General features: G+C 62.4%; 25 protein-coding genes. 8 read left to right on the top strand and 17 right to left on the bottom strand.

All coding sequences use genetic code 11. The features are described from left to right. Positions 1–75 precede the first annotated feature (75 nt). Positions 76–759 carry a YafY family protein gene (locus JWZ97_RS03465; RefSeq protein ID WP_205433406.1) on the top strand — a complete coding sequence of 228 codons (684 nt, stop codon included), beginning with the start codon at positions 76–78 and terminating at the stop codon, positions 757–759. Between the two features lie 60 nt (positions 760–819). Here the strand turns inward: JWZ97_RS03465 and JWZ97_RS03460 are convergent, their stop codons facing one another. The 9 genes from JWZ97_RS03460 to JWZ97_RS03420 all read right to left on the bottom strand — a co-directional run bounded on the left by JWZ97_RS03460 (position 820) and on the right by JWZ97_RS03420 (position 6,501). After that, positions 820–1,248, bottom strand: coding sequence for a VOC family protein (locus JWZ97_RS03460; protein WP_205433401.1), 429 nt, complete (start codon positions 1,246–1,248; stop codon positions 820–822). 157 nt (positions 1,249–1,405) lie between these two features. Then, entirely contained in the window at positions 1,406–1,840 is a 435-nt protein-coding gene (locus JWZ97_RS03455) for a glyoxalase/bleomycin resistance/extradiol dioxygenase family protein (RefSeq protein ID WP_205433399.1), read from the bottom strand. A gap of 101 nt (positions 1,841–1,941) precedes the next feature. Then, positions 1,942–2,469 (bottom strand): SRPBCC family protein, encoded by a 528-nt coding sequence (locus JWZ97_RS03450; protein ID WP_205433394.1) that lies wholly within the window; start codon positions 2,467–2,469, stop codon positions 1,942–1,944. A gap of 43 nt (positions 2,470–2,512) precedes the next feature. Further along, on the bottom strand, positions 2,513–2,929 hold the full coding sequence (locus tag JWZ97_RS03445; protein WP_205433391.1) for a YciI family protein: 417 nt from the start codon (positions 2,927–2,929) through the stop codon (positions 2,513–2,515). A gap of 161 nt (positions 2,930–3,090) precedes the next feature. Continuing rightward, positions 3,091–3,438, bottom strand: a complete 348-nt coding sequence (locus tag JWZ97_RS03440) for a GFA family protein (RefSeq protein WP_205433390.1) — start codon at positions 3,436–3,438, stop codon at positions 3,091–3,093. Positions 3,439–3,813: 375 nt separating this feature from the next. Next, positions 3,814–4,227: a VOC family protein gene (locus JWZ97_RS03435; RefSeq protein WP_205433389.1), complete on the bottom strand. Its 414-nt coding sequence runs from the start codon at positions 4,225–4,227 to the stop codon at positions 3,814–3,816. Between the two features lie 37 nt (positions 4,228–4,264). Then, on the bottom strand, positions 4,265–4,723 hold the full coding sequence (locus JWZ97_RS03430; RefSeq protein WP_205433388.1) for an SRPBCC family protein: 459 nt from the start codon (positions 4,721–4,723) through the stop codon (positions 4,265–4,267). 191 nt (positions 4,724–4,914) lie between these two features. Then, positions 4,915–5,340, bottom strand: a complete 426-nt coding sequence (locus JWZ97_RS03425) for a hypothetical protein (RefSeq protein ID WP_205433387.1) — start codon at positions 5,338–5,340, stop codon at positions 4,915–4,917. Positions 5,341–5,355: 15 nt separating this feature from the next. After that, complete coding sequence (locus tag JWZ97_RS03420) at positions 5,356–6,501, bottom strand: isoprenylcysteine carboxylmethyltransferase family protein (RefSeq protein WP_205433386.1); 1,146 nt, start codon at positions 6,499–6,501, stop codon at positions 5,356–5,358. Positions 6,502–6,669: 168 nt separating this feature from the next. Between JWZ97_RS03420 and JWZ97_RS03415 the strand changes: the two genes are divergently transcribed. Together JWZ97_RS03415 and JWZ97_RS03410 are read left to right on the top strand one after the other, a co-directional pair. Then, a complete protein-coding gene (locus JWZ97_RS03415; protein ID WP_205433385.1) occupies positions 6,670–7,389 on the top strand; it encodes a response regulator in 720 nt (239 codons plus the stop codon). Then, complete coding sequence (locus JWZ97_RS03410; protein WP_205433384.1) at positions 7,386–8,741, top strand: ATP-binding protein; 1,356 nt, start codon at positions 7,386–7,388, stop codon at positions 8,739–8,741. Before JWZ97_RS03415 ends, JWZ97_RS03410 begins: the two co-directional genes overlap by 4 nt. Before the next feature lie 44 nt (positions 8,742–8,785). Here JWZ97_RS03410 and JWZ97_RS03405 read toward each other — a convergent pair whose 3' ends face one another. The 4 genes from JWZ97_RS03405 to JWZ97_RS03390 all read right to left on the bottom strand — a co-directional run bounded on the left by JWZ97_RS03405 (position 8,786) and on the right by JWZ97_RS03390 (position 12,402). Further along, complete coding sequence (locus JWZ97_RS03405; protein ID WP_205433383.1) at positions 8,786–9,163, bottom strand: YciI family protein; 378 nt, start codon at positions 9,161–9,163, stop codon at positions 8,786–8,788. A gap of 74 nt (positions 9,164–9,237) precedes the next feature. Beyond that, positions 9,238–9,582 (bottom strand): YciI family protein, encoded by a 345-nt coding sequence (locus JWZ97_RS03400; protein WP_205433382.1) that lies wholly within the window; start codon positions 9,580–9,582, stop codon positions 9,238–9,240. Between the two features lie 218 nt (positions 9,583–9,800). After that, entirely contained in the window at positions 9,801–10,940 is a 1,140-nt protein-coding gene (cobD, locus tag JWZ97_RS03395; RefSeq protein ID WP_205433381.1) for a threonine-phosphate decarboxylase CobD, read from the bottom strand. Positions 10,941–10,944: 4 nt separating this feature from the next. Further along, entirely contained in the window at positions 10,945–12,402 is a 1,458-nt protein-coding gene (locus tag JWZ97_RS03390) for a glycosyl hydrolase family 57 (RefSeq protein ID WP_205433380.1), read from the bottom strand. Positions 12,403–12,595: 193 nt separating this feature from the next. Here JWZ97_RS03390 and JWZ97_RS03385 point away from each other — a divergent pair, with 193 nt between their 5' ends. After that, positions 12,596–13,276: a hypothetical protein gene (locus JWZ97_RS03385; protein ID WP_205433379.1), complete on the top strand. Its 681-nt coding sequence runs from the start codon at positions 12,596–12,598 to the stop codon at positions 13,274–13,276. Positions 13,277–13,656: 380 nt separating this feature from the next. After that, positions 13,657–14,451 (top strand): DUF3530 family protein, encoded by a 795-nt coding sequence (locus JWZ97_RS03380; RefSeq protein WP_205433378.1) that lies wholly within the window; start codon positions 13,657–13,659, stop codon positions 14,449–14,451. Positions 14,452–15,147: 696 nt separating this feature from the next. On the opposite strand, the gene JWZ97_RS03375 is transcribed toward JWZ97_RS03380, so the two are convergent. The 4 genes from JWZ97_RS03375 to JWZ97_RS03360 form a co-directional block, all read right to left on the bottom strand. Further along, complete coding sequence (locus JWZ97_RS03375) at positions 15,148–16,971, bottom strand: patatin-like phospholipase family protein (protein WP_205433377.1); 1,824 nt, start codon at positions 16,969–16,971, stop codon at positions 15,148–15,150. 173 nt (positions 16,972–17,144) lie between these two features. Continuing rightward, complete coding sequence (locus JWZ97_RS03370; protein WP_205433376.1) at positions 17,145–18,161, bottom strand: magnesium and cobalt transport protein CorA; 1,017 nt, start codon at positions 18,159–18,161, stop codon at positions 17,145–17,147. Between the two features lie 5 nt (positions 18,162–18,166). After that, positions 18,167–19,285, bottom strand: a complete 1,119-nt coding sequence (locus JWZ97_RS03365) for a hypothetical protein (protein ID WP_240342458.1) — start codon at positions 19,283–19,285, stop codon at positions 18,167–18,169. Between the two features lie 158 nt (positions 19,286–19,443). Continuing rightward, positions 19,444–22,194 (bottom strand): cation-transporting P-type ATPase, encoded by a 2,751-nt coding sequence (locus JWZ97_RS03360; protein ID WP_205433375.1) that lies wholly within the window; start codon positions 22,192–22,194, stop codon positions 19,444–19,446. Between the two features lie 729 nt (positions 22,195–22,923). Between JWZ97_RS03360 and JWZ97_RS20295 the strand changes: the two genes are divergently transcribed. From JWZ97_RS20295 to JWZ97_RS03345, 3 genes are all read left to right on the top strand, one after another. Beyond that, on the top strand, positions 22,924–23,184 hold the full coding sequence (locus JWZ97_RS20295; protein ID WP_371822610.1) for a hypothetical protein: 261 nt from the start codon (positions 22,924–22,926) through the stop codon (positions 23,182–23,184). Positions 23,185–23,349: 165 nt separating this feature from the next. After that, positions 23,350–24,042 carry a hypothetical protein gene (locus JWZ97_RS03350; protein WP_205433373.1) on the top strand — a complete coding sequence of 231 codons (693 nt, stop codon included), beginning with the start codon at positions 23,350–23,352 and terminating at the stop codon, positions 24,040–24,042. 431 nt (positions 24,043–24,473) lie between these two features. Further along, on the top strand, positions 24,474–24,971 hold the full coding sequence (locus JWZ97_RS03345) for a hypothetical protein (protein ID WP_205433372.1): 498 nt from the start codon (positions 24,474–24,476) through the stop codon (positions 24,969–24,971). Positions 24,972–25,060 lie beyond the last annotated feature (89 nt).

Genomic DNA, 25,060 nt, shown 5'->3' with positions numbered 1-25,060 from the left:
GCAGCGCTTTCATGCCTGTAAGCTGTCGCTTGGCCCACGCAGCGGCTTTGTAGTCTTTTGTCCTCATGAGCCGCCATGCGCCGCGCCGACCGCCTTTTCCAAATCGTACAAATCCTGCGCAACAAGCGCCTGATCACGGCCAGGGCGCTGGCCGAGCGCCTGGAAGTTTCCGAACGCACGATATACCGCGATATCCGCGACCTCAGCCTGTCGGGTCTGCCCATCGAAGGCGAAGCCGGGGTCGGCTATGCGCTGCGCCATGCCATCGACATACCGCCCATCATGTTCACCGCCGCCGAACTGGAGGCTTTGGCGATAGGCGCACGCATGGTGAAGGCCTGGGCCGGAACCGAACTGGGCCATTCGGCGCAATCGGTGCTGGACAAGGTAAGCGCCGTCGTCCCCGCCGAGCTTAAAACCAACCTCGAACGCAGCAAGCTGTTTTCGCTCCGCTTCCGCGAACGCGAGGACATCGACGTCACCCTGGATATCTGCCGGAAAGCCATAGACCGCAAGCATTTCCTGCAGATGGCCTATTGCCGCGCCGACGGTGAAAAAAGCGTGCGCCGGATACGCCCTTTGGGCCTCTATTTCTGGGGAAACGTCTGGTCGCTGGCCGGCTGGTGCGAGCTCAGGGGGGACTTCCGCAACTTTCGCCTGGACCGCATCCAGAGCCTTTTGCTGGAGGCGGAATCGTTCGAGGATGGTCCGGGGCAAAGCCTGCAGGACTTCGTCAAACGGATGACCGAAAACTCCTGAGCAAGGGCTGGCGGCGATCCGCGCGACCTTGCTCCGCATCGGAAGCGCGGTCGCGGGCCACTACCAGGGATCGTAGTTGCCAAACACCCACAGATGTCCTTCCGGATCGCGGCAAGTGAAGTCCCTGCCGCCGTAATCCCGATCTTCGATATCCACGACTATCCCGGCGCCTGTGGCCCTGGCGCGGGCATATAAGGCGTCGACGTCGGTGACCACGACGTAGGGCGTCTGCGTTTCCGCGTTTCCGATCTCGTCCGGCTGCCTGATCAAGCGCCCCCACTCACCTTCTGTTTCACGAGCCAATCCCAGCATCACCATCCCATTGCCGAACGTCAGCTGCGCGTGGGCGATGCTGCCGTCTGCATTCGTATGAACGGCTTGTTTCTCGAATCCGAAGGCCGAACACAACCAGGTTATGGCCGCCGGGACGTCGCGATAACGGAGGCAGGGGATGACGGTCGCTTTGGTATTTTTGGCTAGATCAGACATGACATTCTCCGTTGTTGTGGCCTGGCAGAAACAAAATGCGTGAGTGACGGGGTCCGACGCATGCGACCAGGACGCCTAGCGTTTCGCCAGGGACAGAAGCGGCCCATTCCTGCTTCTTCGCTACGCATCGTTTCATCCAGACGGTCCCCCGACTGAGTCAGCGTTTGATGGCTTGAGCCCGTCGCGCGAGTTCGGCAGGGGCTATGTCTTCCACATGGGTAGCGATCAGCCAGCGGTTGCCGGCCGGGTCCTGGATTCCACCCATGCGGTCTCCCCAGAACTGGTCGGCCAGTTCCATGATAGACACGCCGCCGGCGGCCAGGGCTGAGCGGTAGGTGGCATCGGCATCGGGCACATAGAGGTGAACCAGGGCCGGCGCGCCCCGACCTTCCGCCATGGCCTCACCCATCATGACGACGGAATCGCCGATCTTGACCTGGGCATGCATGACGCGACCGTCCCCGTCGTGAACCCTGAAACACTCGCTTGCCGCAAATGCGGCCTGGAGAAACTCGATCAGCCGGGGGACGCCTTCCACGGTCAAGAAAGGGGTTACGGTGTGGAAGCCATCGGGTATCGGTTTGACGCTCATTTTCGCTCCTTATGGTGACTGTATGAGTGTGGAATGCCGCCTGGATTGCCTTGTTCACCCGGCTTTCGCGCGACATTTACGCAAGAACGGGCATGCCACGGTTATTTCTCGGCGATCGCCTTAAGGTTCGCGAGGCCCGTCTCGAAATCCTTGCCTATCATCTTGTCCATGCTGAAGAAGACACTCATGAGCTTGGAGATATAGGGCATGGGGCCATGCATGGCCCAGGTGACCGCCGTGGCTTCGCCTTCGGGTTCCAGCGTAAATTCCACGGTGTTGCGGGCTTCGAAGGGCCGAATGAAATCCAGCTGGAAAACGAGCAGGGACGGCGGAAATGACTCCTGGATTTCCATACTGCCCGCACCGACGTCCTTGTTGCCGTCCCAGGCGTAAACCGCGCCCTTGCCGCTGGTCGTGCCGCTGAACGATCGCTTCATGGCGGAATCTTTCTTTTCGTAGGGCGACCATTCGAGCCAGGCGTGCAAATCATTGATGAGGGGAAAGATACGGTCGGGCACGGCCTTGATGCGCGTCGAACGCTGGACGCGAAACGTATCCGCTTTGGTGGCGGCGTAGATGAGCAGGGCGAGAAGCGCTATCACGAATGCCGCGGCGATGAGCTTGAACATAGGGCTCTCCTGTAAGGTCAGTGATTGCAGGGGGCATCGTCCCTTATTTTTCCGTCGCGGTTTCCAATTCGCGGAACCGCTCGATCGCCTCGCCGGGCTCGAAATCGTCGAGTTCATACAGTTGCCGCACTTCGATCTCGCTTGCCTTGCCGACTCCGGCAGGGTTGGGGAAACGCTTGGTCCATTCCAGCGCTTCCTCCCTGGATTGAACCTGGATGAAGGTGTAGCCGGCGATCAATTCCTTGGTTTCGGCGAAAGGTCCGTCGACGACGGAGCGTTTCTCCCCGGAATAGCGGATGCGCCAGCCTTTGGCACTGGGCTGCAAGCCGCTCGCATCCAGCAGCACGCCGGCCTTTTGCAGTTCTTCGTGGTAAGTCGCCATCTGGCTGATGAGCTCCTCGGAAGGCATTACGCCGGCCTCCGAATCCAGTGTGGATCTGACGATGATCATGAATCGCATCTTGTTGTCTCCTGATTGGGGTTTTCGAGACGGCTGCGGCCCCTTGTAAAACGGATGCCTAGCCCGGCTCTCAGCAGTCAGTCGAATGCGACATGGCCAAATCGACAGCGGACCGGCCGATTTCGAAAAAATATCGGCCGGCCTCTTCCGACGGAGGACGGTTAAAGCGCACGACCGTCGAAATGGTCCACGGGGAGAGACTGGAATTCGACGTGTTCCAGACATCGCACATTCACCGCCGCCATGCGATGGCCCTCGGAATCGACGCCTTCGCCGAACGGATGCACCCCGCAGTTCGGGCAGAAGCGGTGCTTGATGACGTGCTGGTTGAAGGTATAGGTGGCGAGATTTTCTTCCGGAGTAAACAGGCGGAACGCGTCTCTCGGTACGAACCAATGCAATGCGCCTTTGCGGGAACACATCGAGCAGTTGCACGCCAACACCCGCGTAAGCTCGCCTTCGACCTTGAAAACCACCCGTCCACAGTGACAACCGCCCTGGTAAATCATGACCCACTCCCTCTACGGAAACGATTCCGTTACGAAAACCTTGATCAAGCCCTCTGGCAGGTTCAACCCGGACGGCAGCGTGATGATTCCATACGGCTGAGTTTGTCGAACCATGGCTTATTCAGGGTTGCCTCATATCCAACTTCCCGCTCGGGCGTGGTGGAACCGGGCCGGGAAATGCGGAGGTGCCGCCGTCCGCAGCGCCTCCAGCAGTCGGCCTGTGCTCGGGCCGATGACACCTCCCCCCTAGAACTGGGGCTTCGAACACCGTCGCCCGGCGAAGCGCCGGATCTGCAACCCGATCATACAAGGCGCGGATACGTCCTGTGTATTGGGAGGGAAGCTTACGGCCGCGGTGGTCGAAGGCCTGAAGCTTTAGCCTTCCACGTAGATGATCCACCGCACGCCGAAACGATCGGTGAGCATGCCGAAACGCGGGGAGAAAAAGGTCTGGCCAGGCGGCATCTGCACCTGGCCGCCCGCACCCAGGGTAGCGAACAGGCGGTCCCCTTCGTTCGCCTCGGTCACCGTCAGTACCAGGGAAAAGCCTTGCAAGCCGGACGGCTCAGGCCCGCAGCCATCCGACGCCATGACCGTGCTGGCACCGATGCGCAGGTGCGCATGCATGACTTTTTCCTCCCAGCCGGCCGCCAAACGCCCTGGCTCAGGCGGTTCCGGGTTGTCCTTATAGCGCAGCAAGGCCAGCACTTCGGCGCCGAGCACTGCGCGGTAGAACTCGATGGCCTCTTCGCAGCGGCCGCCGAAAAACAGATAGGGTTGCAGATGCATTTTTTTCTCCTGAGGGTTGCGGTCAAGTATGGGCGGTTCAAGACGCGCAGACCGCGAGTTGATGCGCCAGGCGGTCGAAATTCTGCTCGTTGGCCTCGGTGCACAAGGCTCTGAACTTTTCGCAAACCTCCGCGGTTTCGAAAAGCATTAGCCAGTCGAGCCGCGTTCCTCCGGCCTGCTCGGTAAAATCGACCGTCATCTGGAACACGGGAGCGAAAACATGCCGGAAGACGATGCGCTCGGCTTTTTTCACCTCGATGAAGATATTTTCGTTGGGATAGTCGGTGCCGTCCGGACCGTGCATGATGAAATGCCAGCGTCCTCCGGGCCTGAGGTCGAATTCGTGAAAGGTGTTGGTAAAGCCCTCGGGGCCCCACCATTGTGCCAGCCGATCTGGATCGGACCACTCGGCAAACAAACGCTCGCGCGATACCTGGAAGTGGCGGGACGAGCGGATTTCGCGGTCGGCGGCAATTAAACGGTTGTTCGTGCTCATGGAGTCTCGCTTTCGGTAGGCCGGGACGCCTGTTTTTAAGGCATCCCGGCGGGTTACTCATATAGGTATGGGGACGATGCCCCCGCCATGCGTCCGATAGTCGGGCGGAGAAGCGCCAAATCGACAGGGACTCCGCATCCCGGCGATAAAAAGTTCCGGTCGTAGATTCCGAGGCACGCCATGATCGGCCCTCAGGGTGGATTCACTTGGCTATCGGCGGTTTCCGCGTCGCTGACGATGTGCCCGTCGATGCCACTGCCGCTGACGGAGGGGTGCACATCCTTGGGCAAATGTATGGTCGATCCGACCCCACTGAGCCGGATGGACTGGACCGACGCCCCGGCCGCAACGGTAATCCCGTGATTGGCGCCGCTGACCCGTAGCGTCCGGATGGCATTGCCGGCGGGAACACGAACGGTCTGGCCTGCTCCCGAGACGTCGAGGTCGAATAAACCTGGGTGGGCGACCCGCGCATGCTGACCGACGCCGGACACCCTGACCGTAGCTACGCCGTCGTATCCCGGCCAAACGGCGACACCGGGCTCCATGGCGCACCCCGACCCGCAAACCATCAGCACAGTCGCGATCACGGCACGACCCAGCCTTTTGGATTTCATGGCGCTACTCCGCGATCAAAACAAAGGGGTGGGAATATCGCCCCACAAGACATGGGCCGGCGGCGTGTCGACGCCGGTGACCCTGCCGGCTGCGATGTCGACCCTGACCACGATGATAGGATCGATGCCGTAAGCCGAGCGCACGATGCCCTTCCCCGCCGCTTGGGGGTCGTGGGTGCGAGCGCGGCTGAAAAGCAGCTTGTAGCGGCGCCGGTCGAAGTTTGCCGGGGTGTAATGGCCTCCGTGTTTCGTCGCGGTCTCCATCGGCAAATCGGCCAGATACCAATCCTCGGGCAGGACGTGGACCAGCAAAGACTTATCTCGGACATACGCCAGGGCCCGGCTTACCCGCACGTGCCCGGTTGCGGTCCGGTAAGCGGCGAGCAATTCGCCGTCGAGCAGGGCCGGCGACAGCACGGCCGCGTGCCCTTCGTAATACGCCGAGATCTGCGACAGCGTGTACTCTCGAAATCCCAGGGCCACCAGCAACGCGGCGAGAACCGCGATGAAGGCTCGCCCGGGCCGCGTGCAGGACAGCTGCGCGAGTTTCGCCCATGCGGCGGCACTACCGGGTTCGGGAAGGGACGGCGGCGCCCGACTAGCCATCGCCGTCCGACTTCGGTACTCGCGATAGGAGCGGCCGAACTGCTGCTCGCAACGCCGCTCCTCCGCGGCAGCGAGCAGCCTGTAGAGGAACAGCATCAGCACATAGCTGAGCAACACCAGAAACCGCGGCCACAGCAGCAAGCAGCCCAGGCCGAGCACGGCCAGTCCGATGTACTGGGGGTGACGACTGATGCCGTACAAGCCGGTAGCGACGACGCCCAGGCGCCGGAATTTGGCCCAGTAAAGTTGGGCGGCCGCGGCCAGGAAGCAGGCCCCACCCAGCATCACGCAGAAGCCTCCAATCCACGGGATCGCGTTGAGGATGCCGCTCCGCGTCGTCGAGATGTGCGGCAGAAAAAACTGGGTCAGCCAGGCGGTCACGGCGGCATGATCGAGTACGTTCAGGGAAGGCCCGTACAGCGCATAGAAATAGCCGGCGGCGGGGCTGATCATGAACAGGATTTCCAGCACTATGGCCAGATAGAACAGCCAGGCGGCGGGTCGCAGCCAGTTCGATGGAGTCCCGCCGGGGCCGGATTCGGGTAACGTAGTCATGGCTTTTGCCTCTTCCGTTAATGACGGTGAGTACGGTAAGCCTGGCGAGTAACAGAACGATTTCGCCAAAGACCGGTTTTTGTAACCGCAGGTTGCGCTCCCCTGCCCGGTAACTTTACGTTACAAAGCGCCGCCGCCGGGGCGGCAACGATTCGTCATAATGGATCCATGGCCCACTCTTCCCACATACTCATTGTCGACGACGACCGCGAGATCCGCCATCTGCTCACGGATTTTCTCGCCCGCCACGGCTTACGCGCGGACGCGGCGGCGGACGGCCGGGCCATGGCACGATGCCTGGCATCCGGCCGCTATGATCTGATCGTGCTCGATCTGATGCTGCCCGGCGAAGACGGCCTCGCACTGTGCCGGCGTCTGCGGGCGGACTCGAATCTACCGGTCATCATGCTAACGGCGCTCGCCGAAGATACCGACCGCATCGTCGGTCTGGAAATGGGCGCCGATGATTACGTGGTCAAGCCTTTCAACCCGCGTGAGCTTCTGGCCCGCATCAAGGCGGTACTGCGCCGCACCGGCTACTCCCCGGCCGGCCCGCAGGGCATGAAAAAAAACCTGAGGTTTGAAGGCTGGAAGCTCGACCTAGCCAAACGCGAACTGCATTCCCCGGAAGGCGTGCTGATGCCTATGACCAGCGGCGAGTTCGATCTGCTGGCGGCTTTTGCGGAACACCCCCAGCGTGTCCTGAACCGGGATCAGCTGTTGGACTTGACCCGAGGACGCGCGGCCACCGCCTATGACCGCAGCATAGACGTACAGCTGAGCCGGTTGCGCCGCAAGATCGAAACCGATCCGAACGAGCCGACGCTGATCAAGACGGTGCGCGGTGGCGGCTATTTGTTCACGCCGCGCGTCGAAAGCGATCCATGAGCGGCATGCGGCTGTGGCCCGACAGCATCGCCGGCAGAACCCTGGTGCTGCTATTTACGGGCCTGATATTGACGGTGGCGCTCAGCCTCTCGGTCTACCAGTTGGATCTTTTCCACGGCAAGGGATGGGACCGGACTTTTCGCAACCTGCAGCGCATTGCCATCATCGCTTCCCTCATGGATAGGGCGTCGCCCGAGGCCCGCTTCGCCTGGTTGCCCGCCTTGGACGAACCCGGTCTGTCGGTGATGTGGGAGCCTCACACCAAACCGCCGCCCATGCGCCGGGACGGCATGAGCCGACACCTGGCACGGGATGTGAGGGTCATGTCCGAGCCGTATGGCCCGGTGCGAGTCGAAGCGGGCTACCCGATCGGCAACCCCACGGCGAGCGGCTGGACGAGTCGGGCACCGGTCGAGGTCTGGATCGCGCTGTCGGACCAAAGCTGGCTGCGCTTTGTCGTCAGCGGCGAAGAAATCGGCGGACTGTGGAGCTTGCGTGTGGCGCTGTCCGGCGGCCTGTTCATCGCGGGCGTCGCGGCCCTGGGTGTGTGGGCCTCCCGCAGGGTAACCGCTCCGCTGACGCGATTCGCCCTGGCCGCGCAACGCCTCGGCGCAAACGTCGACTCACCTCCGTTGCGCGAAGAGGGACCCGGCGAAATTCGCTTGGCGGCGCGGGCCTTCAACGACATGCAGGCGCGCATCCGCCGCTTGATCGAAGACCGCACCCTGATGCTGGCGGCGATTTCCCACGATCTCCGGACGGCCCTGACCCGGCTGCGATTCCGCACCGAATTCATCGCCGACCCCGCTCAACGGCGCAAGGCGGTGGCCGACCTGGATCAGATGCAGGCCATGCTGCAATCGACCCTGGTATTCGCCCGAGACGATGCGGCCGACGAGCCCGTTACCCGACTCGACCTGGCCATGCTGCTGCAAAGCCTGTGCGACGATCTGCATGACGCCGGGAAAGTGGCCATTTACGAGGGCCCGCGGCATCTGAACTACGAAGGTTGCGCCGTTTCACTGCGCCGCGCGTTCGCCAATCTCATCGACAATGCCCTGACCTACGGACGGGAAGCGGTCGTGAGCCTCACCAGGCTTGACGACGGCGTCGAAATCGCGGTCGGCGACCGCGGTCCCGGTATCCCCGCGTCGCTGCGCGAGAAAGTATTTGTCCCGTTTTTCCGCCTGGAACCTTCCCGCAGCCGGGAAACCGGCGGCGTGGGATTGGGGCTGGCGGTGGCCCGCGCCGTCCTGCGTCGGCACGGGGGCGAGATCGCCCTAGAAGATCGCCCGGGCGGCGGCCTGTTGGTGAGAGTCGTCCTGCCCGGGGCGGACGCCACGCCCCTTTGATCCCATGGCGTCCAAGGGCTGCCGTTGCGGCATTTTCTCAACGTTTAGGTGCCGCCATAGCGGCTTTCCACCCGGAGCTCCTCCTCGATCGGCCTGACCTCGATGCTACCCAGACGCGCCGAGGGCCAGCGCGAGGCGATCCGGATGGCCTCATTCAAATCCTGAGCTTCGACCAGGAAAAAACCGCCCAGGTGCTCCTTGGTTTCAGCAAATGGGCCGTCGGTTACCGACAGTTTGCCGTTGCGCTGCCGCACGGTGGCCGCGGTGCGGATGCTTTGCAGGGCATGCGTGGCGATCAGGTAGCCGCTCTGCCGCAGTTCCTCGACATAATCGAGAGTCTCGCGCCTCAGCACATCCCATTCCGATTGCGACAATGCGTCGAGCACTGACTCCGCCTCGTAGGCCAGGCATAGGTATTTCATCGATATCTCCTTGAATGTTTGCGCCGCATAGACCGGAGCCGAGCCGCCAGCACTGGCCGGCCCGAGCCGTCCATCTACACGTTCAGGGCACGGACCGGCCGCACTTCGATGCTGCCCACCCGCGCCGGTGGAATCCTGGCGGCCAGTTGGATGGCTTCGTCCAGATCCTGGGCGTCGATCAGATAGAAGCCCGCGAGTTGTTCCTTGGTTTCGGCGAACGGGCCGTCGGTGACGGACAGTTTGCCGGCCCGGATGCGGACGGTGGTGGCGGTTTTCACCGATTCGAGCGGTTCGGCGGCAAGGAGATGGCCGCTACGTTGCAGAGTCTCCGCATACGCCATGCACTCGGCGTCGTCGGGACTGTCGGGGAGATCGTGCAGCTTGCTTTCTTCGCTATAGACCAGACACAGGTACTTCATGATAGCCTCCGGGATCGGGTGGAAGAGTGGAATAAGGACACTCATGCGATAGTCGAAAGAACGAGCGCCGATTCGACAACCAATCCCGGCTTGGAATCAATGTTTCCGGCTCTCGGGGCGACGCGATTGCTATAGCGGCGGAGCGAGCCGCGTGTCTTCATCAGCCGGCCAACCGGACCATCGCGGACCGGACGCACCCGGCCGTCGGCCGGGCCAGCTCAAGCCCGATTATTCAACGCCTCGACCAGCCTGTGCCATTGGCTTGCCTCACCTGGCAAACCGAAGCGCAGGGCGGCGGGTTGGTCGAAGCGGCGGACCCAGATGCCCTGCCGCGCCAGATGGTCATGGAAGCGAACGGCCTCGGGCGTCGGGCAATATTGGAACAGCGCCGTCCCGCCGGCCGACGGCAAGCCGCTCGCGCCCAGCAGTTCGGCGAGACGGGCCGAACTCGCGGTCAATCGCGGCCGCATGGCGTCCTGCCAGGTCCGGTCGGTCAGCGCGGCTTGCACGGCCCAGCGCGACGGACCCGCTAAGGCCCAGGGACCGAGCAAAGCCGCCATCCGGTCCAGCAAGTCCGCTTCGGCGAGCACGAAACCGGCCCTCGCCCCGGCCAGGCCGAAATATTTGCCCACGGAACGCAGCACGATCAACCCGGGCCGGCCGGCATGCGCCGCCAGGCTGTAGTCCGGCGTGGCGTCCATGAAAGCCTCGTCGACCACCAGCCAGCCGCCGCGCGCAGCCAGGCGTTCGTGCCAGGCCAGCAGGACCTCGGGGGATATGAGCCGGCCGGTGGGATTGTTGGGGTTGACGACTATCAGCACGTCGAGCTCATGGTCGCGGGCTGTAGCCTCCTCCCGCTTTGCCCCCTCGCCTTCTGGGAGAGTCGGCATAGTCCGTTGGGCTACGAATGGTGTCCCGAAACCTTCTTCTGTAGGCTGGGATGACCCTAAGGAATCCCAGCAAGCCCTGCCGTTTGCTGGAATTCGCTGCCGCACATTCCAGCCGACTTCGAGCGCTATCACCTCATGCCCGGCCTGCCGCCAGGCGTGGGCATGTTCGGCATAGGCCGGCACCAGGACGCCGACTCGACACGGCGGACGCAAGCGGGGCAATGCCTGAATGGCGGCCTGGGAGCCGGCCACCGGCAAGAGGAAGTCCGCGCCGTAATAGGCCCGCGCCGCGTGTTCCAGGCCGTCTTCCTCTTCCGGCAAACGGCGCCAGGCCTCCACGGGAACGGGAGGAACGGGGTAGACCTGCGGATTGACGCCGGTGGACAGATCCAGCCAATCGGATAAGGGAATGCCGTAACGCACGGCGGCCGCCCGAAGGCGGCCGCCGTGGTGCAACAAAGCACTCACCGGATCAGAAATCGTTGCTGGCGATCGCCTGGGCCCGCCGGCACAGCTCGCGGCCGTAGTCGGTCCACAAACCCTGGCCCCAGTAGCGGTAGCAGCTGGTCTGGGCGGTCATCAGATGGAACAGCGCCTTGCGGTAGGCCGGATGGTCGGTCTTCACGCCGGGCTTCAGCACCTTCTCGTAGAAAGCCGAACTGGCGTCCTCCATCGGCCCCAGCACGTTCTCGTAGCCTTTCACCCAGGAGATGTCGTTGGTCCAGCTGCCGCCTTCGACGTGGAAGCGGTGGTCTTCCTTGCGCAGCTCCTCGATCACCTTGGCCAGCTTTTCCGGGCCGTCGCCGGGGGCGATGCGGCTCCAGATCTTGTGCTGGTGGATGGGCTGGATGGCGGGCAGATCGTTTTCGGTGATGCCCAGCCCGAACAGGAATTCCAGGTATTCGCTGCCGTTCATCAGCGGCGTGTCGCTGCCGGAACTTTCGCGCACCACGTCGAGGAACTTACCGGGGAACTCGTTCATCATCACCCCGCCGTTCTCGCCGTCGGCGATCTGCGTCACCAAGGGCGGCACGCTCTTGCCCGCCAGTTCCCAGCGCGACAGGCTTTTGGCCTCGTAATAGGGTTGCATCTGCGCCACCAGCTTGGTGTCGCTACCCTGGGTCTTGATGAGGGCGATGATGCTGACGGTCTCGCCGTGCGAATTGCTCACCACCAATCTATGCGGCAGGTGTTTGCGCTCCAGGCCGTGGCCGGTGCCGACCTGTTCGACCGAGTGCTCCTGGATCAATACCCATTGATAGCCGTTGTCGCGCAGGGTCTTGATGTATTCGTAGGCCACGTCGGGATGATTGGGCAGCGCCATCTCCGAGGGCGAAAAGCCGCGCACCCGTTCCAGGGCTTCCAGGCCGAAGATGGCAGCGAAATGATGGCGCCAGGCCTGCACGTGCAGCCTATAGTCCTGCACCGGCGTGGACGGCGCGACCGCATGGCCCCAGGGAGCGCCCAGCCATTCCACGCCGCGCCGGTAGTCGGGGTTGACGGTGACGTTCTTCAGGCTGTCGATCACGTCGTGCAGGCCCATCTTGCGCAGGCCGTGGAACAGGGTGCCGGAATATTCCAGCATCACCCGCGGCTGCTTGCCTTCATGTATGAGCTGCGGGACGAATTCGCCGATGCGCTTGTAACACCAGTGGAAGACCGGGGCGTTGTGGTTGTCGCCTATGCCCTGGTTTTCCATCATGTATTGCAGGTTGCTGATGACATCGGCACTGTGCAGATCGCTGCCCCCGGCCGGGATCAGCGGCTGGTGCATGTGCAGGGCGATGGCGGCGGCGCTGCGCACATGGTTGAAATCGATGCCGCTCTCGCGCGCGTGCAGCGGTTTGGGCTCGCGGCCGACAGACGCGATCAAGTCTTCCTGACCGCAGATATTGGGCAGTCCATCCACGTATTCGGCTAGTTCCGTCATGGGGTACTCCTGGCTGGTGAAAGATGTGGGCAGTTTACACGATAGGCCTCCCGCAGATCCCGGCGCCGAACCGCCGTGCCGTGCGGCGGCTTATGACAGAGACCCGCGGCTATGGCATGCTTGCGGCGTGATGGGGGCGGGCGTGACCCGCTCAAAATACACGGGAATTTCCGATTTGGATGACGGAGGAGACATGAAAGCGATTTTCTGCAGGACGGCGGCCCTGGCGCTGCTCGGTACGACGGCCTATTCGGCGCAAGCCGCCTCGAGCTACTCCCTGGACGACCTTGCCGACCACAGCGGCGGCGGCCCCGAACTCGTGGCGCACGGCGGTACGCTGAGCGGCGGCACCTATACCTTCGGCGCGAACCAGGGCTTGAGCCTGAACTGGTCCGGCTTCAATCCGGCAGACTACACCCTAGGCGTGCGCTTCAGTTTCAACAGCCTGCCCGGCGGCTGGCTCAAGGTACTCGACTTCGCGCACTTGGGCCGGGACGAAGGCCTGTACGTCTTCGGCGATCATCTCCAGTTCGTGGTTCAGGCCGGATCCGATTTCCGTAACGGACCGGACGGAGCCTTCCACGACGACCAGTGGACCTACCTGAAAATAACGCGCGACGGCTCGACCCAGCGCTTCACCGCGTTTCTGGACGGCACGCAGCAATTCTCCTTCATCGACAGCACCGGCCAGGCGGTCTTCGCCGGCCCCCTTCCCCTCGCGACCTTCTTCGTGGACGACACGGCGACCGGCGGCGGCGAGGCGGGTGCCGGGCGGGTGGATGGCTTGGTCGTATCCTCCGTACCCTTGCCGGCCTCGGCGCCCTTGCTGCTGTCGGGCCTGGCCTGGCTGCGCACGCGGCGGCGTGCGGCCTGAGCTTCGCGGCCCAGCCTTAGCTACGATGGCGGGAACTCTCGCGTCCGTCAAAATGATGTCCACGGGCGCACGCCTCTGTTCCACGGCCGCAGGATGGACTCGTGCGTCCGTGGGAAACTTTTCTACGCGCGCGTATTGTTCTTATGCGGCCGTAGAAACCTTTCCGCGGCGCCGAGCAAGCGTTTCGGCGGGCGTAGATTTCCTTCCGGCGGCCGCCGGAAACTTTTTTACGTCCGTGGCTAGACTTTTTTCGGCCGTGGAAACCTTTTCCAGGCCTGTGGCAGGCTTTTCCACGGGCGCAGAATACCGCGCACGCCGGGGCCGCAGTCCGGGGCGATGTGCCATCTCTCCCACTTGAGAAAACGACCGTACCCCCCTCCATGTCGCGCAGTTCCCGTATCGGCCTGATGCTCTTCCTCACCGGCTGCAGCCTGCCTCTCCCGGCCGCGGACGTGCTGCGCGAGCAGGAACTCGCCCGCGAACTGGAAGCGCGTACCCAGGCCGGCGAGATGGTCTGGCTGCAAGCCCAGGGCACCCGCTTCCAGGCCCTTTATCGCGACGCCGCCACGCGGGAGACTCGCGGCGCCATCGTGCTGCTGCACGACGCCGATTCCCCGCTGGACGCTCCCGGCCTGCTGCGGGAATTGCGCAAGCGGCTGCCGGACCGCGGCTGGGCCACCCTGGCCCTGCAAGGGCCTCTGCGCGAAGCCGGCGCCGACGACTATCTGCCGCTGATGCCGGAAACCCTGACCCGCATCGACACCGCGCTGGGCTATCTGCAGGAGCGCAAACCCGACAACCTCATCTTGCTGGGCTACCGTCAAGGCGGGCTGGCCGTGCTGCGCTACCTGGAGGAAAAGTCGGATGCCAAGGTCGGGGCGGCAATCCTGCTCGACCTCCGACCGAACGGCGACCCGGAGCACGACACCGCCTTGAACGACGCGCTGGGCAAGGCGGAGCTTCCCCTGCTGGACATACTCGGCGGCAAGGAAGGCGTCGACGACGATCTGATCCAGCAGCGCCGCCATCTGATGAAGCACAACGCCGGTTACCGCATCGTCCCGCTAACGGACACGGACCACCGGCTGGAAGGCTGGAACGACATGTTGATCAACCGCATCCACGGCTGGCTGCGGCAATTGCCCACCAAGGATGCCCGGCCGCCCGGCCCCTAGGCGGGCGCGGCGGTGAAAAACCCAGCCCGGACGCAGCGGGGAATTCGAATGCGGCCCATCGGCAAGCAGCGACACCCTCTCCTGTTTGGCCGTGTCCTTCGGCCCCGCCAGTCCGCGGGTACGAGCGGTTGCATCGCGTATTGCAGCGGATGAAATGGCCATGCGGCGTAATACGGCTGACGCCTATTGCGCACGGGCTTCGCGAGCGATGCGCCTCCTGGCGTCGGCGGCATCCTATGGGGATGCGCAGCTTATCGCGTTGACGTTCGCGGCAACGTTTCAGCGGATTTGTGGGCTGGAACGGGACCAAAGGTGAAACCCATCCTGTGGACACCGAGGGTCGCCGGCTTGAAGCTCGAAGTGCTAGAAAAATGAGTTGCGCCCAGGCTGGCGTAGATCGGCGTCCTCCAGTCGGCGGCGCGTGGCGCCGTGAAGAGCGGGACGCATTGCCCCCGCTCCGGGAATAGCCTCGACCGGAGTCGAAATCGACTACGACGCCCCGCCAGCCGGCCAGTTTATGCGCGTTTTTCGTTGCACTTGCCTACGACCATGTGGGCTACACGGGCGGGTCGATCGCATACACGGCTGGCTGAGGACCGTGACGCCTCAGTCCGAGTCGCCGGCGGGCGATACGCCCTAGCCCACGGTCGGGGATCGCCCCGCCTGCCCATCGTGCGCGGGCGTTTGTTCGAGCCTCTACCGCGGATCGCCCTTCTGCAAGGTTTCGATGCGTCCGCGCTTGAGGAAGCGGGGATTGATGAAGGCGAGGTAAAACTGGGCCAGCAGCGTGCCGGCCAAGGGAACGGCGACGCGCAGCAGCAGGCGTTTGGCGCTTTGGTAATACGCCAGCGCGGTGCGCAGGAACTTGAGGGTGTCGAGCAAATCGGCCCATTGGCCCAACTTGGGCAGCTTGACCAGTTTGCCGCCCAGCGCGTCCAGGGCATACAAGGCCACGGCGCTCACGATCAGCGAGACCGGTATGCTGCTGCCCACCCATGACACCAGGGTGGGCCAGGCCAGGACCAGGGCGATGAGCACCGAAACGATCAGCCCGGCCAGCAGGGCCGGGAAGAGCAGCAGTGCCTTGCCGAACAGGAGGTGGCCGGTGCGGAGCTGGCGCAGATAGTCGCCCTCGCCGGGTTTGTCGATCCAGGGTTGGACGCGGAGAAACTGCCAGTCGATAGGAGCGGCCGTCGGTGCCGCCCGCAGTTCGGGGGCGTGCACGGTCTTTTTGAATGCCGTCAACTCGAGTTCACTCATGAGATAGCCATCCAGCATCAGGGAATAGGCTTCGACTTCGGTGAACGCGTCCAGGTCGGTGCGGATGTTGGCCAGGGCCTGCTGCACCGCGGGATCGACGCCGAACTTCCGAGTGTCCGGACCGATCAGGCCGGTGTCTTCCGCCGGCTGGCCTTCGGTATTGAGCCAAGCCAGTTCGCGTATTTCCAGGCCTTTGCGCAGATGCAGGAAGGCGATCTGTCCCCTGCCCTGGGTTTCGATCAGTCGGCTCAGGTTGCCGTCGCGCACGCGGTCCTGCAGGATGCCGCTGGCGCGCAGCAGGACCGAAGCCGGATCGACACCCGGCTGGTTTTCCAACGCCAGCCACCCCGACGCATCGCTGACCACGAATGCCGTGCACTCCTCGAACAACAAGGCTTGCACGCCCTGATTGTCGTGCACCCCGCCATCCACCAACTGCACGCGGATGTCTTCCTCGCCGTCCCGATAGAGCCCGCTGATCGCGAGGGGATGAAACAGCCCGGGCACGCAGGCCGAGGCACCCACGGCGTGGCCCAGCGGAAAGTCCGCCTGGTAAGGCACCAGGCCGGCATAGGAATCCGCCCGCCGCAAGCGCAAGGGCTTGGTATCGGTATCGTCCGCATGCGCCGCCGCCCTCGTGCGCAGATCCGGCTCGCCCATGGTTTGCGCGGTGAATTGCCAGTTGCGGCCGGTGTTGAGGGTCGTGGCATTGAGGATGAGGACCGGGACTTTCGCGCTGCGGCCGACGTTGTCGGTACGCGGATAGAAATCGGTCCGGCCGGGCGGGAATATCTTCAAGACCTGCATGGGGATGGGCTCGGCTTCCCGGCCGAACGCGGCGCGGTAGATCAGTTCATCGTAAAGCTCGGCGATCCGGTCGCTGCGCGAGTAATCGGGATGCCGCATCTTCCAGTTGTGCGCGAAACTGGCGAAGGTCTTCATGCGCAGATTGTTCTCCGTCGCCTTGAGGAAATCCCGTTCTATCGTCTGGATGATCGCCACATAATCCTCGTCCGTGACCGCTTCGTCGGGCTTGGATTCCAGCAGATTCTTGAGGTGCAGGTAATAGAGCGCGGCGATGATGGAACCGCCCGACACCGCACTGATCGCCTCCACATGGCGCAGCAGGCCTTGCCGCGCGAGTTGCGCGAGGACGCCGATGTGAAAAAAGGAAGCGCGCAAGCCGCCTCCGGACAAAGCCAGGCCCAGCTTGGCCTTCGCGCTTGCTTGAGTTCTCCGGGTCGTCGGACGAGTAGCCATGGCAATCCCTCCTGTGCATGCTTGTTGTTATGGATCGGTGGGAGCCCACGCGAACGCGGCGGCTAGCGGCGGGCTTCAGACGTCCGTCGCGGGCGAAATCCCCCTGATGGGAGCGCTCCTCGGGCAGCCGTATCTTTCCGCTGTTGTGGTTTCAGATCAATGAAGGATATTTCTTACAGCCAGCGCGCGATCTTCAGGCGCCAATACAAGCCGACACTGAGCGCCAGCAATCCGCCGAGTATGGCGGGATAGCCGTATTCCCAGTCCAGCTCCGGCATGTGGTGGAAGTTCATGCCGTAGAGGCTGAACACCATAGTCGGCAAGGCCAGGATGGCGCCCCAGCCGGCCAGGCGCTTGACGATCTCGTTCTGTCCCACGGTCATCAGTGCCAGATAGACCTGCATGGCGGCGAGCAGCATTTCGCGCATGCCGTCTATGGCCTGGCTGATACGCTCGGCATGGTCGGACACGTCGCGGAAATAGAACTGCCCGTCGCCCGCCAGGATGTCGCCGTGAAAATGCATGAGCTCATTGCAGATGTTTTGCATGGGCGATACGGCCGCCCGCAGACGCTGCAATTCGCTCTTGAGCTCGTAGAGTTGCTCCAGGGTGGCCTGACTGGAGCGGTTCTTGAAGATGTCTTCTTCCAGGCGGTCGAAGCGTTCGTCCAGACCGTGCACCACCGGCATGTAGTGGTCGACGATGAAGTCCATCAAGGCATAGAGGGCGAAACCGGTCCCCTTGGCCAGCCGGTCGGGCATCTGGTCGCAACGTTCCCGCACCTTCTGATAGCTCAGCGAGGAACCGTGCCGGATGGTGATAAAAAACCGGGGACCGACGAATACATGGGTTTCACCGATGCGCAAGTCCTTGCCGATGAACTGCGCAGTTTGCAGCACAACGAACAAGCTTTCGCCGTAGGCTTCCAGCTTGGGCCGCTGGCGGGCGTTGCGGGCGTCTTCCACGGCCAGTTCGTGCAGACCGAACTCCGCCTGGATCTTTTCCAGCAAGGCCTGGTCGGGCTCGCGCAACTCCATCCAGACCAGGGTGTCCGGCTCTCCCACGACCTCGCTGATATCCTCTATATCGAGATCGCCGACGCGCCGCCCCTGGCGATAAAGCACACAGGACATCAGCATGGACGAGTAGGCTTTGCGTGCGGAGCTGGGGGTTAAGGCCGACTGGCTCATGCGATTCACTTGGAGATGGTTATGGCGGGCGCGCCCAGCCGGGGAAGTTCGGTCATGGTCATCTGGAACAACTGGTAAAGAAGCCGGAAAGCCTCCCGGTTCCACGGATAGCCCTTTTCCGGCCTCACCGCGTAATAGCGCCCGTTGAGATTCACGCTCCAATCGACCCCGTCGGGTTCGCTGTCGCTTTCCAGCAGAGCCAGCGTTGACATTGGATTTTCCCGTACCGGCGGCGTCCTGGGGTCGGGTTCGACGGGATATTCGCTTTCCTCGGCCACCCCTCGCCCAAGAAAATTCAACGCGTTATGAAAGCTGCGGAGCCGAAACCGGCCGCGTATCGGCCATGCGCCGCCCGGATAACCGGAACGGATATCGATGGCCACTTCGTCCGGCGGATTCCGGTCGGCCAACTCGTGCAAACGCTGGCGTTCATCTTCGCTCAAGGAACCGGGATCGTAATTGGTGATCAGGATGCGCCCGCTGACCCGCTTGCGCAGCCGCCAGACACGCTCCTGCGCATCGTAGTCCGCCGTGATCTCCGGCGGCAGGTCTTTCAGGTCTTCCGCCTTCACGCCGTCGGCGGGCAAGGTCCAGCGATGCTCGAAATTCAGCGGTTCGAAATACAGCCGGTTGCGGTCCTGTATCGAGGACAGATGCAGGACCACGCGGCGAAACTGCGAATAGCCCTCGTGGTCCGCCGGCAGATTGTGGAACGATATCGACTCTTCGCCATCCGGCCGGAACTCGCTCGCCATCAGACGCAGCAGCAAATCCACATCCACGCCCTGACGCAACAGCATGATCAGCTTGGTTTCGCTGAACGGGGCCAGCAGGCGCTTGGTGAACTCCTCCCCTTCCATAGGCACAATGCTGATGGTGGGGTTTTCCCCCACGCCGGCGCCGAAAACCGGTACCAGTGCCGTTCCGGAACTGCCCGTGAGCGCGGGTGTGGCGCCGGCGCTGAACTGGAAGTTATAGCTCGCGGCGATATTGGCCACGCCGGTGAAATGGATGGGCAGGTGCTGGTGGGCTCGGGCGATATTGAGCAGCAACTGCCTCGACGTCAGATCGGTGACCGATTGATCGTATGCCAGGGTCGCCCTCTCCAAAGTGGCCGGCGCCACACACGCCGCTAGATGCAATGCGAATGCCGCGAGCGGTACCCATTTTGCCAAGACCATTTTCAACCGCATATATAGGCTCGCAGACCCGCTTAACGAGACGCCCATTCTGCCAGAACAACACGACGATTTGCGTGGCAAGGCCCGATGCTCCCGGCCGGTTAGCGGATACGGCCGGGCCAGCGTCGTCCCAGCCACTTCTCCACGCCGATGACCACGTAGGTGATCCAGCTCGCCGCCAGTATCAGCACCCATTCTTCCAGGCCTATGGCTTCGCTGCCGAACCACAGGTTCATGAACGGCGCATAGGTGAACAAGACCTGCAAGGCCGCCATGAGGCTCACGCCGCCGATCACCCAGGGGTTGGAGAACAGGCCCACGTGCAGCATGGAGTATTCCAGCGAGCGGCAGTTGAACAGATAGAACAGCTCGCCGAACACGAACACGTTGACCGCCACCGTGCGCGCCTTGGCCAGGGGTTCGCCCTGCGCGAGCTCCCATTGGAACAGGCCGAAAGCGCCGGCCAGCAGCAGCAGGCCCACCAGGAAGATGCGAAACACCAGGCGCCGGGTCAACAGCGGCTGGGCCGGGTCGCGCGGGCGGCGGGCCATGATGCCGGGCTCCTTGGGTTCGAAGGCCAGCATCAGGCCCAGCAGCACCGCCGTGCTCATGTTGATCCAGAGGATTTGCACCGGCAGGATGGGCAGGGCGGCGCCGGCGAACACCGCAGCCATGATGACCAAACCTTCGCCGATATTGGTCGGCAGGGTCCAGGCGATGAATTTGACCAGATTGTCGAAGACTCCCCTGCCCTCCTCGACCGCCGCTTCGAGGGTGGCGAAATTGTCGTCGGTCAGCACCATCGCGGCGGCTTCCTTGGCCACTTCGGTGCCGGACTTGCCCATGGCCACGCCGATATCGGCCTGGCGCAAGGCCGGCGCGTCGTTCACCCCGTCGCCGGTCATGGCGACCACCTGACCCAAGGACTGCAAGGCGCGCACCAGGCGCAGCTTCTGCTCCGGTGCGACCCGGGCATAAACGTCGCACTCCTGCACCAGTTTCCGGTACGCCTCGTCGTCCAGGTCCAGGAGCTCGGCGCCGGTCAACACGGGTCCGGTCGGGGCGATGCCGAACAAAAGTTGCAGGCGGCGCGGCCGCAGCAGGCCCAGGTCGCGCGCGATGGCGCCGGCCGTGCCGGGGTGGTCGCCGGTAATCATCTTCACCCGTATGCCGGCCGCCTGGCAGGCCGCCACCGCGCGCACGGCCTCCGCCCTCGGCGGATCGATCATGCCCTGCAGTCCGAGGAAGACCAGGCCCTCCTTCACTTCGTGATGGTCGACGGTTTCATCTTCGCTGGCATGGTCGCCGCGTGCGAAGGCCAATACGCGCAAACCGCGTGCGGTCAGCGCATCGACTTGCGCGTGGATGGCCGCCGCGTCCAGGGGAACGCGGTTTTTGGCGGCATCGTAAGCGGAGTCGCAGCGGCTCAGCAGGCTTTCGACGGAGCCCTTTAGGCAGACGTAATGGGCATCCTCGTCCACGGCGTGGTGCAGGGTGGCCATGAACTGGTGCTGGGATTCGAAAGGAATGGCGTCCAGCCGCGGATAGGCCTCGTGCACGTGCGGCTCGTGAAAGCCGGCCTTGCGGGCGGCGACCAGCAAGGCGCCCTCGGTGGGATCGCCTTCGATGCGCCAGCCCTTGTCATCCGTGACCAAACGGGCGTCGTTGCACAGCACCCCGGCCCGAAGACAGCTCATCAATGCAGGATGGTCCTGCGGCTCGATGCGCCGGCCCTGTCGGCGAAATTCGCCCTCCGGCGCATAGCCGCCGCCGCTCACTTCGAACAATTCGCCGCCGGCGTAAACCGCCAGCACGGTCATCTGATTCTGCGTCAGCGTGCCGGTCTTGTCGGAGCAGATCACCGTGGTGCCGCCCAGCGTCTCCACCGCCGGCAGCTTGCGGATGATGGCGTGCCGCTTGGCCATGCGCGAGACGCCGATGGCCAGGGTGATGGTCAGGGCCGCCGGCAGGCCCTCCGGTATTGCTCCCACGGCCAGGGCCACAGACGCCATGAACATCTCCAGGGCGGATTCGCCGCGCAGCCAGCCCACCGCGAAAGTGATGGCGGCGAAGCCGATGATGATCCACATCAGCAAGTTGCTGAACTCGGAAATCTTCTGCGTCAACGGCGTGTCCAGATCGGTCGCGGAGGCGATCATCCGGTTGATACGGCCGATTTCCGTGCGGTCGCCGGTTTCCACCACCACGCCTGTGCTGCTGCCGTAAGTGACCAGGGCCGAGGTATAGGCCATGCAGGCACGGTCGGCGAGCAGCGTGCCTTCCGCCAGCGGGGCCGAGTGTTTTTGCACCGGCACCGATTCGCCGGTCAGGGCGGACTCGTCGATCTGCAGATCGCGGGTGCGCAGCAGGCGCAGATCCGCGGGCACCTTGTCGCCGGAGAGCAGGAACACGATGTCGCCCGGCACCAGTTCCAGGGCCGGGATCACCCTCCGCTCGCCGTCGCGCAGCACCGTGGCGGACACGCTCAAGGTATGGGCCAAGGCCTCGATGGCCTTGAGCGCATTTGCCTCCTGGATGAAGCCGATGATCGCGTTGACCAGCACCACGCCGAAGATGACGCCGGAATCCACCCATTCCTGCAGGAAGGCGGTCACGGCACCGGACACCAGCAGGATGTAGATGAGCGGCTGATGAAACTGGAGCAGAAACAGCAGCAGCGGGCCCTTGCCCTTGCGCGGCGTCAGCCGGTTCCAGCCGGCCTGCTCCCGCCTGCGGGCAACTTCCGTTTCCGTCAGGCCCGAAACGGTATCCGAGCCCAACGCCGCGACGACATCGTCCGGCTCAGCGGCATGCCAGAGGGTGTTCGCGTGGCTGGAAAATGGCTGGGGCATGGCGGCGGTCTCGTCCTGATGCGATGGTAGCGAATTCTACGTCCAAATACCGCCGGATTACCCGACCCGGGCAAGTCTGACCGATTCCTTGTCATTACCCCCGTGCAAAAATGTTATGGCGGGAGCGGCCTTCGGACCGCGATCTTCGCGGGCTAAAGCCGCTCCCACAAATAAAGACCAGGGAGCTCGGGCCGCCTTGGTAAGGTTTCAAGTCGCCCCGGCAGGGAAGGGTTGCGGTTAAAGCAACCGTTTGCGATTGGGATGCCGGGGTCCAGAGGCCACGGATGGCTGAAGCGTCATACATCCATGTAACCTGGATTCCGGCAGTCCATGCCGGAATGACGGCTTAACTTAACGGCATTGCCCCCTACCCAGGAACCTTCCTACGAAACGGTGTCTCCGGTAGGGTGGGCAGGCTCTATCTGCCCACCGAAAAGCGGTGGGCAAACTAGAAGCCGTTTACCCACCCTACGGTTTGGTTCCTGGGAACAATTCGGTGCGCTTGGCACACAGGATTCTCTCCCTAAGGTAGAGGGGCTTAACCTGACGGCATTGAGCCCTCATCTCCGTCCCTCCCTGGCATGGCCCCATACTCTCGAAACAATCCGTCATTCCCACGGGTAAAAAACCTCGGCCGGTAGGTCGGGAAGAGCACTCCACCGGAATTTCACCGCTGAGCGCTGCAAGAATACCGGTGATTGCGAGACGGTCACCGGTTACCATCACACGATCACCGGCAACGGTGACATAAAAACCGGTGCCCATGACATGATCACCGGTGATGGCGACGTGAAAACCGGTGACCGCGACAAGGTACGCGGTGATCGCCGGAGGGTAAAAGGTATTCGTGACGTGGTAACCGGTTTTTTTCCGACGGTCACCGGTGCCCACGGCTTGGTAACCGGTGACCACCGAGTGAAAACCGGTGATGACCAGACAATCACCGGTAATCGCCGGAGAACAAGCGGTGATCATCCTGTGACAACCTGATTCCACGTCGTTTGCACCGGTCACCGATAAGGAAAAACAGGTGAATTGCGGCATAAATATCTTTATCACCAAATAATTCTTGCGCCCGGCGAGATGGGATGGCTAGGATTCGGCTGCGTTTGCATGTTTTGGAACATTGGAATTGTTTTAAGGAGGACACACACCATGCCGAATGCTACCGCCATTCCTCGCGACGATAACGGCAAGCTGGCTCTGCTCCAGCACCTGAATAACCATCTGCCCAATTACGCCGCCTTGCTGGAAATCAGCGCCGACGATCTCGCCCTGGTGAAAACCGGCGCCGATTGGTTCGACCATGTTCTGAAAGCGCAAGACACCGCGCAAAAATACACCGACGCATTGTTCGCGTTCAAACGCGTGCTGCGCGACGGTCCGAAAGGCGCCGCGGTGAGCCTGCCGCCGCCTCCGGTGACGGTGGCCGCCCCGGCGGCCGAACCTTATGCCGACATCTTCGGTTTCATCGGCGGCTTGATCGTCCGCATCAAGCTACACCACAACTACACCGAAACCATAGGCCGCGCGCTCAACATCATCGCCGCGCAAAGCAACGGCCACGACCCGGCCGAACTGCAACCGGCGCTGAGCTTCGCCTACCAGGGCGGCCACCCCGTCATCAACTGGAAAGCCAACGGCGCGGACGCCCTGGAACTGGAAGCCGACCACGGCACCGGCGCGTTCAACCTGCTCACCATCAAGATGTCCCCCGGCTACCAGGACAACTCCCCCCTCCCGCCCGCCGGCACCGCCGCCATCTGGAAATACCGCGCCATCTACCGCATCCGCGACGAGCGCGTAGGCCACTGGAGCCAGGTTCTGGAAGTAAGCGTCAAGGGCTGAAGGAAGCAAGTACGCACGATCGAAGGGCTCGGCGTTGGCCGAGCCTGCTTTTTTGAATGAGAGGATTTCGGCCAAAGCGTTCGTTCACTCTGTCCGAGACATGCTGTTCACGAACGTCGGCGTTTCCAAAGATTGAACGAGGACTGTGGGCTATTGCAGGGCCGTAAGGCGCAATAGCGAAGCGTATTGCGCCATATGAAAGGTAAACATTCGGCGGAATACGCTGAGCTATTCCGCCCTACGCGGGCTTATCCCCCGAGGTTGACGACACGAAAGGCATAAAGGTAGCCTCGCGAAAAAGTGGCAAATCATGGATGTCAGGCCGGCAACTCGAACTACACCCATATACCAGTGTAGAGGCTATACAGAATCTGTATAGCGCTCTAATTAACGATTCTGCCAAGTAAAATGTTATGTTTCAGGAGAGCTGTGTGGCAGTTGATGAAATATCTACATATCTATCTCCAATTACGGTTGGGTTTATTGCAGCTTATCTTGGTTCACGTTTAGCTCTAAATAAGTTCAAGCAAGAAAAGCTATGGGATGAACGAAGGGCTATATATAAAGAAATTATTGAGGCGTTTGAAGAGTTGGGGCATTGGTCAGAATATATAAGAGCCTCTCATTACTGCGAACCAACCATTGAGGTAAGCGTGAAATTTGACGAGCCTTTGCGCACAATCTCAAAGCACAGTGCAACCGGAAGTTTGTTTTTGTCAGAGGATTTTAAAATAATTCTGGAAGAGGCAAATGTAAAGCTGATGCAAACTCGGTTTCAAATAAATGAAGAAAGTATACCTGACATGCATTCTGAGCAAGATCAGGCGGAGTGGTTGCTTACGCTATCTATGGAAATTAAAGAGGTGATTGATAACTATCTGCCGAAGTTAATATCAATAGCCAAAAAAGAAATTCAAGATGAAACATAACCTTCCGCTCGAGTTCGTCCCCTTCGGGGGCTGGGACGCGCCGCAAGCGTCGCGCCCCTCAGGTTCAAGTTAGGCATAAAAATAGCCTG

Origin of the sequence: Methylococcus sp. EFPC2 (assembly GCF_016925495.1) — a bacterium.
Classification (GTDB): Bacteria; Pseudomonadota; Gammaproteobacteria; order Methylococcales; family Methylococcaceae; genus EFPC2.
The sequence above is the reverse complement of the archived record's forward strand: the minus strand, read 5'-3'. Positions and strand labels throughout refer to the sequence as shown.